12 protein-coding genes are annotated in these 12,143 nt (G+C 70.0%); 8 read left to right on the top strand and 4 right to left on the bottom strand.

Annotated elements, in window-relative coordinates:
- Positions 1–134: 134 nt before the first annotated feature.
- Positions 135–332, bottom strand: coding sequence for a hypothetical protein (locus AC6CH2_RS16765; protein WP_435396380.1), 198 nt, complete (start codon positions 330–332; stop codon positions 135–137).
- Positions 333–512: 180 nt separating this feature from the next.
- Between AC6CH2_RS16765 and AC6CH2_RS16760 the strand changes: the two genes are divergently transcribed.
- The gene (locus AC6CH2_RS16760) at positions 513–1,814 is read left to right on the top strand and encodes a metal-dependent hydrolase family protein (protein WP_498270204.1); all 1,302 of its coding nucleotides are present in this window, start codon (positions 513–515) and stop codon (positions 1,812–1,814) included.
- Positions 1,815–2,054: 240 nt separating this feature from the next.
- Complete coding sequence (locus tag AC6CH2_RS16755; protein ID WP_498270203.1) at positions 2,055–2,354, top strand: hypothetical protein; 300 nt, start codon at positions 2,055–2,057, stop codon at positions 2,352–2,354.
- A 201-nt stretch (positions 2,355–2,555) separates the two neighbouring features.
- Here the strand turns inward: AC6CH2_RS16755 and AC6CH2_RS16750 are convergent, their stop codons facing one another.
- Entirely contained in the window at positions 2,556–3,287 is a 732-nt protein-coding gene (locus tag AC6CH2_RS16750) for a DUF998 domain-containing protein (RefSeq protein WP_498270202.1), read from the bottom strand.
- Between the two features lie 100 nt (positions 3,288–3,387).
- On the opposite strand from AC6CH2_RS16750, the gene AC6CH2_RS16745 reads away from it, so the two are divergent.
- The 6 genes from AC6CH2_RS16745 (at position 3,388) to AC6CH2_RS16720 (ending at position 10,144) form a co-directional block, all read left to right on the top strand.
- Positions 3,388–4,260 (top strand): tetratricopeptide repeat protein, encoded by an 873-nt coding sequence (locus AC6CH2_RS16745; RefSeq protein WP_498270201.1) that lies wholly within the window; start codon positions 3,388–3,390, stop codon positions 4,258–4,260.
- A gap of 147 nt (positions 4,261–4,407) precedes the next feature.
- Positions 4,408–4,884 (top strand): DUF4442 domain-containing protein, encoded by a 477-nt coding sequence (locus tag AC6CH2_RS16740; protein WP_498270200.1) that lies wholly within the window; start codon positions 4,408–4,410, stop codon positions 4,882–4,884.
- A 289-nt stretch (positions 4,885–5,173) separates the two neighbouring features.
- On the top strand, positions 5,174–7,156 hold the full coding sequence (locus tag AC6CH2_RS16735; RefSeq protein ID WP_498270199.1) for a bifunctional serine/threonine-protein kinase/formylglycine-generating enzyme family protein: 1,983 nt from the start codon (positions 5,174–5,176) through the stop codon (positions 7,154–7,156).
- 272 nt (positions 7,157–7,428) lie between these two features.
- On the top strand, positions 7,429–8,136 hold the full coding sequence (locus AC6CH2_RS16730; RefSeq protein ID WP_498270198.1) for a DUF502 domain-containing protein: 708 nt from the start codon (positions 7,429–7,431) through the stop codon (positions 8,134–8,136).
- The gene (locus AC6CH2_RS16725; protein WP_498270197.1) at positions 8,133–9,323 is read left to right on the top strand and encodes a PQQ-dependent sugar dehydrogenase; all 1,191 of its coding nucleotides are present in this window, start codon (positions 8,133–8,135) and stop codon (positions 9,321–9,323) included. Before AC6CH2_RS16730 ends, AC6CH2_RS16725 begins: the two co-directional genes overlap by 4 nt.
- Complete coding sequence (locus tag AC6CH2_RS16720; RefSeq protein WP_498270196.1) at positions 9,320–10,144, top strand: queuosine precursor transporter; 825 nt, start codon at positions 9,320–9,322, stop codon at positions 10,142–10,144. The genes AC6CH2_RS16725 and AC6CH2_RS16720 overlap by 4 nt, the downstream gene beginning before the upstream one ends.
- A 22-nt stretch (positions 10,145–10,166) precedes the next feature.
- Here AC6CH2_RS16720 and AC6CH2_RS16715 read toward each other — a convergent pair whose 3' ends face one another.
- Positions 10,167–10,949: a LytR/AlgR family response regulator transcription factor gene (locus AC6CH2_RS16715; protein ID WP_498270195.1), complete on the bottom strand. Its 783-nt coding sequence runs from the start codon at positions 10,947–10,949 to the stop codon at positions 10,167–10,169.
- Positions 10,946–12,022, bottom strand: coding sequence for a sensor histidine kinase (locus tag AC6CH2_RS16710; RefSeq protein ID WP_498270194.1), 1,077 nt, complete (start codon positions 12,020–12,022; stop codon positions 10,946–10,948). The genes AC6CH2_RS16715 and AC6CH2_RS16710 overlap by 4 nt, the downstream gene beginning before the upstream one ends.
- Between the last annotated feature and the right edge of the window lie 121 nt (positions 12,023–12,143).

Here is a 12,143-nt window from a genome sequence, read left to right as displayed (position 1 = left end):
CTGCGGCCTGCCCCGGGCGTATGTCCGGCGGTCGGCCCGTCGCTGGGCAAAGACGAAGGCCGGCCCTCGCGGACCGGACTTCGCTTTCATGCTCGCCGCGCGGGCGCAGCGCCCGATACGGCGCCGGCGTGCGCTCAAACGCACTCGAACGCGACGATCTGCCCCTTTTCGTTATAGATCGGTTTGACGGTTTTGCCCATCGGGCAGAACTTCGGCAGATTGCCGATGGTTCCGCCGGTGGTGCGGTCGGGAGCCGGTGCGGTGCGCACCTCGGTGGCCTGGGCGGCCCCGGACAACAGGACGGCGGCGAGCAACAGCGACAGCTTGGTCATGACGGTCGACTCGTTCTGGACGAACCGGATGGATGCCGCCGGAGGCCTGTGCGGCCGATGCGGGCCTCCGGTCCGGCCGGCCCGCATCGGCCCTCAACTTGCAGTCAAGCATGACCCTTGGCAACGGTGCGCGGCCGGATCGGCGGCTAAGATCGGCCAACTTCGTCCCGGAATCCGCATATGACCCGTCTCGCCGTCGCCGTCATCGCCGTCCTGTCCGCCGCCCCGGCCTATGCCGCCCCTGCCGCCGCAGCCGAGCCGATGGCGCTGCAATGCGGCCGGTTGTTCGACGCGCGCAGCGGCAAACTGCTGGAATCGCGCACCGTGGTGGTGCGCGACGGCAAGGTCGAACAGGTCCTCGACGGCCGCGCCGAGGCGCCGGGCGCGCGCACGGTCGACCTGTCCGGCCACACCTGCACCCCGGGCTGGACCGACCTGCACGTGCATCTGGGCGACCAGTCCAGCCCGAAGAGCTACGAGGAAGACTTCCGCCTCGACCCGGTCGATTTCGCCTTCCGCTCGGTCGGCTACGCCAACAAGACCCTGATGGCCGGCTTCACCAGCGTGCGCGATCTCGGCGGCGAAGTGAGCCCGCACCTGCGCGACGCGATCAACCAGGGCCTGGTCGCCGGCCCGCGCATCTGGGCCGCGGGCAAGTCGATCGCCACCACCGGCGGCCACGCCGACCCGACCAACGGCTACAACGCCACGCTCTCGCACCTGCTCGGCCCGCCCGGCCCGACCGAGGGCGTGATCAATTCGGTCGACGAGGCGCGCCAGGCGGTGCGCCAGCGCTACAAGGACGGCAGCGACGTGATCAAGATCACCGCCACCGGCGGCGTGCTGTCCTACGCCAAGTCCGGCGACGCGCCGCAGTTCACCGTCGACGAGGTCAAGGCCATCGTCGATGCCGCCAAGGACTACGGCTACCGCGTCGCCGCGCACGCGCACGGCACCGAAGGCATGAAGCGCGCGGTGCTCGGCGGGGTGACCACGATCGAGCACGGCACCTACATGACCGACGAGGTGATGTCGCTGATGAAGCAGAAAGGCACTTGGTACGTGCCGACCATCTACGCCGGCCGCTTCGTCGCCGACAAGGCCAAGATCGAGGGCTACTTCCCCGAGGTGGTGCGGCCGAAGGCGGCGCGGATCGGTTCGCTGATCCAGCAGACCGCGGCCCAGGCCTACAAGAACGGAGTCAAGATCGCCTTCGGCACCGACATGGGCGTCGGCCCGCACGGCGACAACGCGCGCGAATTCCTCTACATGGTCGAAGCCGGCATTCCCGCCGCGGTGGCCCTGCAGGCGGCGACGATCCGCGCCGCCGAGGTGCTCGGCGTCGACGACCAGGGCGTGATCGAGGCCGGCAAGCGCGCCGACATCGTCGCCGTGCCGGGCAATCCGCTCGAGGACATCAACGCGGTGATGAAGGTCGATTTCGTGATGAAGGACGGCCAAGTGTTCAAACAGGCCCTGTAGGCGCGGCGCCGCATCGTCGCGAACGCCGCCGCGTGTCGGCTTTCGCAGCGCTCGCCCGTTGCAGTTCACAGAAAAGCCGCCTGCGCGCCGCGCACGGCGGCAGCGCCGCCATGCCCGTGAACTGAGTCACGGCGGCCCCGCCGCATGCGTGTCATAAGCATGGCGCCGGGCACGCCCCGGCGCAGGAGATTCGACGACGCAGCACAACGAGGCGCTCGCGCCCGTGGAAAAGGAGTTCGAATGAAATCGTTCTCGCTCGCCGCCGCCGTCTGCGCGGCCGCGCTCGCCAGCATGCTCTCGACGACCCAGGCACTGGCGGCGCCGCCGTGCCCGGAATGTTTCTATCCCTATCGCGCCTGCATCCGCGCTGCGGTCACACCGGAAGAACAACTGGCCTGCGAGGTCGAATACAACGACTGCCGGGCGAGCTTTTGCGAGTTCACCGCCGCGGCCAACGATGCGCTGCGGCCGCGCGAGCGCGAGCAGGCCACACCGGTCGACACCGCGCGCATCGTCGAAACGCGGCAAAGCGCGCGCTGAGTCCGTCGTCGCGCGGCTCGGGAACCCCGCGCCGTGCGACCCGGGACCGCCGTCGCCGCAGCAAGGTCGGCTGCGGACCTCTCGTCCGCGGCAGGCGCCGATACGATCGGCCTTGCTGCGGCGTCGGCACCCCTCGCAGGAGGGAGACGCGCGATGCGTCGCGCTCTTGCCCGTGCGGCATCGAAGGCGCGCCGTCGTCCGTCAGCTACCGGGTGGTTCGCCACGCGTGGTGGCTACATAAGCGGCCAGCCAGACCAGCAAGGCCAGGCGTTGCGCGATCGGCGCCGGCCATACGCCGAGATCGGCACCGAACACCGCGGCCAGCACCAGCGCGCCGGCGAGCGCCGCGACCGGCGCCAGGCCGCGCGCTTCCGGCCGACTTCGCGCACCGATCGCGAGCAAACCCGCGCCGGCCACGAAGGCGAGCCACCACAGCATCCACGCCGTCGCATGCAGGCGGCTGGCCTGCGCGTCCAGATCGGTCGGATCGAGCGCCATCGCACCCTGCGCCGCCCAGGCCAGCGCCGACAGGCACCACAGCCAGGCGCCGATGCGCGCCATCGCGCCGCCGCTGCGCAGGCGCTCGCGCAGCCGCCAGGCCACCGCCGCCAACACCAGGCCCGGCACCGCGAAACCGAACAGATTGAACGCCCCGGCGTGGGCGATGCCATCGGCGCCGAGCAGGCCCGGCGGGTGCAGCCGATGCGAGTAGCCTTCGAGCGCCGCGCCGAACCCGAGCAAGGCGCCGAGACAGCACAGCGCCGCGGCCGCCGCGAGCGCCTGGATGCGGCCGTGGTGCACGGCGACGCCGGCCACTGCGCCGACACCCGCGCCGGCATTGGCACCGGCTTTGGGGTCCCCGCCGTTCGGGCTCCGGCCGTTCGAGTCGCTGCGGTCCAAGTGCCGGCGGTTCGGGTTCGCTGAGCGTTTCATCGCGTCATGCTAGCGTGCGCACCCGCGGCGCGCGCTTGCCTTGCGCGCGATCGCCCCCACTTCGGGTTCCAACCCGCGCATCACGCAGACGAGCCAGACGATGACCGCAACCGCCAAGCCCCACGTCTTCGACGCCACCGCCGACCGCTTCCAGGAAGAGGTGCTGCAGAAGTCCCTGCAGGTGCCGGTCCTGATCGATTTCTGGGCCGAATGGTGCCAGCCGTGCAAGACCCTGGGCCCGATCCTGGAGAAGCTGGCGGCCGACTACAACGGCGCCTTCGAGCTGGCCAAGGTCGATGTCGAGGCCGAGCAGCAACTGGGCGCGGCGTTCCAGATCCGCTCGATCCCGACCGTGTTCCTGGTCAAGGGCGGCCAATTGGTCGACGGCTTCGCCGAAGCGCTGCCGGAAAGCGCGGTGCGCGAGTTCCTCAAGCACCACGGCATCGAACCGGCCGAAGCCGCCGCGCCGGTCGAAGAAGCCGTGGCCGAACCGGCCGCGGTCGACCCGCACAGCGAGGTCGTGCGCTTGCGTCACGAGGTCGCCGAGCAGCCCGACAAGGCCGAGCTCAAGCTCGACCTGGCCCTGGCCCTGCTCGCGACCGGCGCCGCCCAGGAATCGGAGCAGTTGCTCGACGCCCTGCCGGCCAACCTCGCCACCGACGACCGCAGCCTGCGCGCCCGCGCCCGCCTCGGTTTCCTCGCAGTGAGCAAGGACGCGCCGCCGATCGAGACGCTGCAGGCCGCCATCGCCGCCCAGCCCGAGGACCCGCAGGCCCGCTACCTGCTCGGCGCGCGCCTGATCGCCGCCGGCCACGGCCAGGCCGCCCTGGATCAGTTCATCGAGCTGCTGCGCCGCGACCGCGCCTACCAGGACGGCCTGCCGCGCAAGGCCCTGATCGACGCCTTCAAGGTGATCGAAGACCAGGACCTGGTCGGCCAGTACCGCCGCAAGATGGCCTCGCTGCTGTTCTGAGCCGCCCGCTCGAAGGCCGGCTGGGCTTTCGTCCCTGCCGGCCAGGCCCATCCAGGCCCGCCTGGTCCGAGCCGTCCGGCTGGACCCATCACTTGACTATACGCATCCGTATGGCAGGCTAGTCCGGCCTTCTCCAGTCTCGACCCCATGAAAGCCAGCACCCTGCGACACGGACTCAATCTGTGGCCGCCGTTCCTGTTTTCCGGCATCCACGTCGCCGCGATCGCCCCGGACTACCGCCACGCCGCGGTCGAGCTGCGCATGCGCCCCTGGAACCGCAACTATGTCGGCACTCATTTCGGCGGCAGCCTGTTCTCGATGACCGACCCGTTCTGGATGCTGCTGGCGATGAACGCCCTCGGCCGCGACTACATCGTCTGGGACCGCGCCGGTTCGATCGAATTCGTCAAACCCGGGCGCGGCACCGTGCGCGCCGAGTTCCGCCTCGACGATGCGGTGCTCGAGGAACTGCGTCAGGCCACCGCCGGCGGCGACAAATACCTGCGCTGGTTCGACACCGATGTCGTCGACGCCAGCGGCGAAACAGTCGCCAGGATCCGCAAACAACTGTACGTGCGGCGCAAGCGCGACAAGCCGGGCGCGAACGGCGCCGAGCGCGGCTGACGCCGCACCATTCCGCATGCGCCCCCTACGTATGGTGCGATCGCGGGCCTGGGGCCCTGCAGCGATTGTTGACCGGTTGCTCATCTTCGAGTGGCGCCTGGCGGCGCGAACGCGACGCCAGTGGACCAAGGTCCAGCGGCGGATCCATTCGTCACGACTTGTCATGGCGGCCCGGCACGAAGCACACTAGCCGCTTACGCGGGCACTGCGACAGCGTAAGCTGTGCAGTCGCGACACGGGGCCGCGAATGTCTACAACCACAACGCAATCGGATGAAACCAGCGCGCCGATGCCGGAGATCCCCGGCTATCGACTGCGCCAGATCATCAACCACGGCGGCTTGTCCACGGTCTACCTGGGCGAGCAGATCGCGCTCGGCCGCGAAGTCGCCATCAAGATCATGCTGCCGCACGCGCTGGCCGACGAGGTCAGCCGCCGCCGTTTCGAGAACGAAGTCCGCACGATCGCGCGTCTGGAACACCCGCACGTCGTGGGCATCCACGAAGTCGGCCGCACCCGCGAGGGCCTGCCCTACTACGCCATGCCGTTCCTGCCGCGCGGCCACCTGGGCAAGCGCATCGAGCAAGGTTTCGCGCGCGGCGAGAGCGAGGTGATCTCGATCGTCGAGCCGCTGCTGTCGGCGCTCGAGTACGCCCATTCGCGCGGCGTCGTCCATCGCGACGTCAAGGCCGAGAACGTCCTGTTCGACATCACCGAGCGGCCGCTGCTGGCCGACTTCGGCATCGCCCTGCGCCGCGGTTTCGGCGCGCGCATGACCGCGACCGGCCTGGCCGTGGGCAGCACCGCCTACATGGCGCCGGAGCAGGCGCGCGGCGAAGAAGTGGACGGCCGCGCCGATCTCTACAGCCTCGGCGTGCTGTGCTGGGAAATGCTCACCGGCCGGCTGCCGTTCGAGGCGCAGGACGCGCTGTCGATGGCGGTCATGCACGCGCAGAACCCGATTCCGAAGCTGCCGCCGCCGCTCAAGCACTGGCAGCGTTTCATGAACTGCGCCCTGGCCAAACAGCCCGACCAGCGCTTCGGCAATGCCGCCGAAATGGCCGCGGCGGTCAGCGAGATCAAGCACCGCGGCGAACTGTCGCGTCTCGGCCGGGTGGCCGCGCGACTGCGCCCGCTCAAGCGCTGGGTGACCCCGGCCTGGGCAGGCCTGGCGGTGGTCGCGATCGCCGTGGTCAGCATCGCCTTCGCCCTCAACCGGGTCGAGAAGGACGGCTTCTTCCGCGCCGAACTGCCCGCCGCGAACAAGAGCGGCACGCCCCGGATCGACAACGACCCGACCCAGGCGATGATGGCGCCGTTGCCGCAGGCGCCGTTGCAGGAGTCTTTGCAGAACGCGCGCATCTACATCGGCCAGGGCCGCCTGGCTTCGCCGGCCGACGCCAACGCCTACAACAGCCTGCTCACCGCCTGGCACCTGGACAGCACCAGTCCGGAAGTCGGCGTGGTGGTCGGCGAATTGACCCAGGCCTTCGCCGACGAGATGGCGCGCGACCTGCGCGAAGGCCGCGACCAGCGCGCCCGCGAGCACCTGGTCAACGCCACCGCGCTCGGCCAGCAGACCGGCACCGCCGATTCGGCGGCGCAGCGCAGCCTGCGCGAGAAAGCCGCGCAGGCCCTGGAAACCCGGCTGGAACAGGCCGCGCGCCGCGGCGACGGCGCCGATGCCGGGCGGGTGATCGCGCTGGCCGAGGAGTTCGGCCTGCCGCGCACGGTTTCGAGCCGTTTGATCGCGCAGGCGCGCGGCGTCGCCGGCGACGGCACGGTCGCGCGCGGCGTCGCCACGATCGGAGCGGCCGCGCCGGCCAGCAACGTCGCGGTGAGTTTCAACCCGCGCCCGGTCAGCCGCGGCGAGTACGCCCGCTTCGTCAGCGCTAACCAGCGCGCGCCGGCGTTGTGCCGCGAACGCGCCTCGCTGCTGCGGGTGATCGCGCCGAAGGACTGGAAGGCACCGGGCTTCGACCAGACCGAGAGCGAACCGGTGGTCTGCGTGTCGACCGCCGACGCCGAGGCCTATGCGCGCTGGTACAGCCAGCAGACCGGGCGCCACTACCGCCTGCCGACCGCCGAGGAAGCCCAGCGCATGTCGGGCGGCGGCGGTCGCGCCCTGTCGATCTGGTCCGGCGATTGCGGCCGTACCTGCCAGCAACGCCAGGTCGGCGGCAGTTCCTGGCGCAGCGGCTCGGCCCTGCGTCCGCTCAACGCCACCCGCGGGTACGACGACGTCGGCTTCCGCCTGGTGCGCGAGCGCTGAGTGCCGGCGAGCTCGAGCCTGGCGATCGTCGCGACCTGACGGCGAATCACTCGAGGCTCCTATCCCCCATTGGGAAGAGCCAGGGGGATTTGCTTTGCTACGCAGATGGTCGCGATCTGAAGCCGCCCCCCCCCCCCCCGCGCCAGCCAATCCCACCCGGCCTCGCACGGCATCGAGCGCAGCCCCTCGCAAAGGCGGCGAACTCCCAAAGGGTTCCCCAAGCAACCCGCGCAGCCACATGTTCTCCGTCGCGGTCCCCTACAATCCGCGCCATGCGCATGTCCAACCTGCAACGCCTGTTCCTCACCGGCCTGTTGACCCTGCTGCCGATCTGGCTGACCTGGGTCGTGGTCAAGTTCGTGTTCGTGCTGCTGTCGGACATCAGTCAACCCTTGATCGGGCCGCTGCTGCAGAACTTAGCTCTCGTCCATCCGCAAGCGCTGTCTTGGCTCGGCTCCGGTTGGGTGCAAACCGCGATCGGCCTGATCGCCACGCTCGCGGTGATCCTGCTGTCGGGGGTGATGACCCGGCGGGTGATCGGCCAGACCGTGCTGCGCTGGTTCGAGTCGCTGATCAAGCGCGTCCCGCTGGCCAGCACCATCTACGGCAGCGCGCGGCAGTTGCTCGACATCCTGCAGACCAAGCCCGACGGCACCCAGCGCGTGGTGCTGATCGACTTCCCGCATAACGAGATGAAGTCGATCGGCTTCGTCACCCGGGTCATGCGCGAGCAAGGCACCGGCCGCGAACTGGCCGCGGTGTACGTGCCGACCACGCCGAACCCGACCTCGGGCTATCTGGAAATCGTGCCGGTGGAAAAAATCACCCCGACCGACTGGAGCGTCGACCAGGCGATGAGCTTCATCATCTCCGGCGGCGCGGTCTCGCCCGAGTCGATTCCGTTCTCGGTGCCGTCGCCGAACACCGCGTCCCCGGCGAAACCGGACCCGACCGAACCACCACGGGAGACGCCGGCATGATCCGAGCTTCCCTGCACGGCCTCGCTGCCGCCCTGCTCGCCTGCCTCGCCTGCATCGGCGCCGCCAGCGCCGCGCCGGCGGCATTGACGCCGCATCGCATCGCCTTGGACGACGGCCGCAGCTTCAGCCTTAACCTGCCGGCCGAACTCGAGATCGTTCCGGCGGTGCAAGGCCTCAAGCGGGTGCGCTTCTTCGCCCGCAGCCCGGACGGGCGTTTGTTCGTCACCGACATGCACGACCTCAGCGACAACCGCCGCGGCCGCGTTTACGCGCTCGACGATTGGGACGAGCAGCGCGGGCGGTTCGGCCGGGTCTCGGTGTATCTCGACAAGCAACGCAACCCCAACAGCGTCGCCTTCCACACCGACGCGCAGGGCCGGTCCTGGCTGTACGTCGCCAACACCGACAAGCTGCAGCGCTACCGTTACCGCAACGGCGATCTCAAGCCCGCGTCCGAACCCGAGACCCTGGCGAGCTTCCCCGACTACGGCCTGAGCTACAAATACGGCGGCTGGCACCTGACCCGCACGCTGGCCTTCGGCGACGGCAAGCTCTACGTCTCGGTCGGCAGCAGTTGCAACGCCTGCATCGAAAAGGAAGACGTGCGCGCCGCGGTGCTGCAGATGAACCCCGACGGCAGCGACCGCCGCATCTACGTGCGCGGCCTGCGCAACGCGGTCGGCCTGCTGTTCCGCGACGGCCGGCTGTACGCGACCAACCAGGGCGCCGACCATCTCGGCGACCACAAGCCCGACGAAACCCTGTTCGCGCTGCGCGACGGCGCCGATTACGGCTGGCCGCACTGCTATCACAGCAAGGGCCGCGCCTTCGCCGACCCGAAGTTTCCGCGCAAGTCCGGCTGCGCCGCGGTGCCCAGGCCGTTCGCGTCTTTTCCCTCGCATGCCTCGGCGCTCGGCCTGAGCTGGTTCCCGCCCGCCGACGGCGCGCTGGTGCAGAACGAATACCTGGTCGCCCTTCACGGCGGCAGCAAGCTCAGTCTCGATCACGGCTACCGGATCGTCAGGGTCGGCGCCGACGGCCGCAGCGGCGGCGAGTTGGTCAACGGTTTCCTCGCCAAGGGCAAGGTGCACGGCCGCCCCTGCGACGTGCTGCAGGCCGGCCGCGACCGTTTCTTCTTCAGCGACGACAAGAGCGGCGTGATCTATTACGTGAGGCCCAGGCGATGAGCGCATCCGGGATAGAAACCGCGGCCGCGATCCCTAGCGCCGCCGGCGAAGGCACCCGCACTCTGCAGGACCGCGCGCTGCGCTTGTTCATCGTGCTGTCGGCGTTTTTTTGCGTCAATGCGGCGCTGGCCGAATTCATCGGGGTCAAGATCTTCGCCCTCGAGGACACCCTCGGCATCGCTCCGCTGCAATGGAATTTGTTCGGCCAGACCGGCTCGCTCAACTTCACCGCCGGCACCCTGCTGTGGCCGGTGGTGTTCCTGATGACCGACGTCGTCAACGAGTTCTTCGGCCGCCGCGGCGTGCGCCTGATTTCCTGGCTCGCGGCGTTGCTGATCGCCTACGGCTTCGTGTTCGCTTTCGCCGCGATCGCGCTGGCGCCGGCGGCGTGGTGGGTGCAGGCGGCGCAGGCCCAGGGCGTGCCCGACTACCAAGCCGCGTTCGCGGCCATCTTCGGCCAAGGCCTGTGGAGCATCGGCGGCTCGCTGGTCGCCTTCATGGTCGGCCAACTGATCGACGTCGGCGTGTTCCACCGCATCCGCCGCGTCACCGGCGAGAAACACATCTGGCTGCGCGCGACCGGCTCGACCGCGGTCTCGCAACTGGTCGACAGCTTCGTCGTGCTCTACATCGCCTTCGTGCTCGGCCCGCAGCACTGGCCGATCCCGCAATTCCTCGCGATCGGCTCGGTCAACTACGTCTACAAGATGCTGGCCGCATTCGCGATGATCCCGCTGATCTATCTGCTGCGGCTGTGGATCCATCGTTACCTCGGCGAAGCCCGCGCCCGCCAGCTGCGCGACGAGGCCGCGGCGGACTGAGCCGCTGCCGGCAGGGCGCGGCTCAACCCAGCCCCATCGCCTCGCGGATCCGGTCGCGATAGCTGGCCCCGCTGCTCAGGCGCCGGCCGTCGACCAGGCGCAGCAGATAGCGGCCGCCGTCGAGCGGCTCGATGTCGCGCACGGCCTGCAGATGGACGATGCGCGAACGATGGATGCGCAGGAAGCGGCGCGGGTCCAGCCGCGCCTCGATGCCGTTCAGAGTTTCGCGCAGCAGATAGGCCTGGCCGCCGGCGTGCAGTTCGACGTAATTGCTCTGCGCGATCGCGCAATCGATCTCCTCGACCGGCAGCAGGCGCAGGCGCGCGCCGACCGGCACCGCCAGGCGCTGCGGATAGCCCTCGCGCGCGCCCTCGCCCGCCCCCTCGCCGCTCGCCGCCGCGCGCAGCGGGCGCTCGGTCTGCGCGGCCCGCGCGCGCCGCACCCGCGCCAGCGCGGCGCCGAGGCGTTCGGCCGAATAGGGCTTGAGCAGATAGTCGACCGCGTCGGCGTCGAAAGCGCGCAGGGCGTGCTCGGCATGCGCGGTCACGAACACCACCTGCGGACGGCTCTGCGCGGACAAGGCCTGCAACACGCCGAAACCGTTGAGGTCGGGCAGGCGGATGTCGAGAAACACCACGTCGGCCGGCAGACGGCGCAAGGCCGCGACCGCGCTGTCGCCGTCGGCGCATTCGGCGATCACCTGCACGCCGGTTTCCAGCCCGAGCAAGCGGCACAGGCGTGCACGCGACATGGCCTCGTCGTCGACCACCACCGCACGCAGCGGCGCCGGCGCGAGCAGGGTCATGCTGCGGCTTCCAGCGGCTGCCGGCACCGGTACGGCAGCTCCAGGCGCACGCAGGTGCCGCCGGCGGCGCGCGCGCCGATGTCGAAGCGATGCGCGTCGCCGTACAGGCCCTGCAGGCGCGCGCGGGTATTGCTCAGGCCGATGCCGGCGCCGTGCACCGCCTGTCCGGCGCCGCCGTCGTCGCTGACTTCGAGGATCAGGCAGTCTTCGCGGCGTTCGGCCCGCACCGACACTTCGCCGGGCGTGCTGCGCATCGCCACCGCGTGGTGGATCGCGTTTTCGACCAGGGGCTGCAGCAGCAACTGCGGCACCTGCGCGTCGAGCAGGGCCGAGTCGATCGCCCAATGCATGCGCAGGCGCTCGCCGAGGCGGATCTTCTCGATGCCGATGTAGTGATCCAGGGCGACCAGCTCGTCGCGCAAGGCGATCTCCTGGCGATGCGAGCGGTCGAGGCTGTGGCGCAGCAAGGCGCCCAGGTCGACCAGCATGCGGTCGGCGCCGTCGGGGTCGCGGTGCACCATCTCGGCGATCGAATTGAGCGCGTTGAACAGGAAGTGCGGGTTGAGCTGCGCGGTCAGCGCATCGAGCCGCGCCCGCGCCAGCCGCGCTTCCAGTTCCATCGCCTGTCGTTCGCGGCGGCGCGCGCGTTCGGCGTAGACCAGGGCATGGGCGACGCCGACGATCAGCCAACTCGTCAGCAGGTTGTTGAGCACGCTGGCGGCGAGCAGTTCCCCCAGCGGCGGCAGTCGTTCGTACCAGCCTATCCAGCCGTTCAGCGCGACCACCGCCGCGGCGCGCAGCACGATCACCACGGCCACCGCGAGACCCTGCATCGCCAGCGCCGCCATCACCCGGCCGCGTTCGATCGGATGGCGCCCGACCCAGGCGAACATCGCCAGGGTGATCGGCACCCACAGCCAGGCGCTGGCGAGGTGTTGGCGCAGGGTGTCCGGCCAATCGGCCGGCTGGCCGGCGGCCTGGTGCATGGTCACGACCTGGCCGACCCAGACGAAGCCGTTGAGGGTCCACCAGCCCAGCACCAGCAACACCAGCAGCGGCAAGCGATCGCGCATGGACGGGGATGCTGGACCGGCGCCGCGGCGCTTGCAATCGCCGGCGCGGGGTTGGTCCCTCGATCCGGCCGATTCGTCCCGGCCCGATGCACGAGCCGTTCGCGCCCGCGCAGGCTGCGGC

The sequence above is a fragment of the Lysobacter sp. GQ73 genome (assembly GCF_059758755.1).
This window is presented reverse-complemented; position numbering and strand designations above follow the sequence as displayed.

Excerpts from the sequence above, each read along its gene's own strand:
- AC6CH2_RS16750 (WP_498270202.1), bottom strand. The coding sequence starts at position 3,287 with ATGAAACGCTCAGCGAACCCGAACCGCCGGCACTTGGACCGCAGCGAC.
- AC6CH2_RS16715 (WP_498270195.1), bottom strand. The coding sequence starts at position 10,949 with ATGACCCTGCTCGCGCCGGCGCCGCTGCGTGCGGTGGTGGTCGACGAC.
- AC6CH2_RS16735 (WP_498270199.1), top strand. The coding sequence starts at position 5,174 with ATGCCGGAGATCCCCGGCTATCGACTGCGCCAGATCATCAACCACGGC.
- AC6CH2_RS16730 (WP_498270198.1), top strand. The coding sequence starts at position 7,429 with ATGCGCATGTCCAACCTGCAACGCCTGTTCCTCACCGGCCTGTTGACC.
- AC6CH2_RS16725 (WP_498270197.1), top strand. The coding sequence starts at position 8,133 with ATGATCCGAGCTTCCCTGCACGGCCTCGCTGCCGCCCTGCTCGCCTGC.
- AC6CH2_RS16765 (WP_435396380.1), bottom strand. The coding sequence starts at position 332 with ATGACCAAGCTGTCGCTGTTGCTCGCCGCCGTCCTGTTGTCCGGGGCC.
- AC6CH2_RS16755 (WP_498270203.1), top strand. The coding sequence starts at position 2,055 with ATGAAATCGTTCTCGCTCGCCGCCGCCGTCTGCGCGGCCGCGCTCGCC.
- AC6CH2_RS16740 (WP_498270200.1), top strand. The coding sequence starts at position 4,408 with ATGAAAGCCAGCACCCTGCGACACGGACTCAATCTGTGGCCGCCGTTC.
- AC6CH2_RS16710 (WP_498270194.1), bottom strand. The coding sequence starts at position 12,022 with ATGCGCGATCGCTTGCCGCTGCTGGTGTTGCTGGTGCTGGGCTGGTGG.
- AC6CH2_RS16760 (WP_498270204.1), top strand. The coding sequence starts at position 513 with ATGACCCGTCTCGCCGTCGCCGTCATCGCCGTCCTGTCCGCCGCCCCG.
- AC6CH2_RS16720 (WP_498270196.1), top strand. The coding sequence starts at position 9,320 with ATGAGCGCATCCGGGATAGAAACCGCGGCCGCGATCCCTAGCGCCGCC.
- AC6CH2_RS16745 (WP_498270201.1), top strand. The coding sequence starts at position 3,388 with ATGACCGCAACCGCCAAGCCCCACGTCTTCGACGCCACCGCCGACCGC.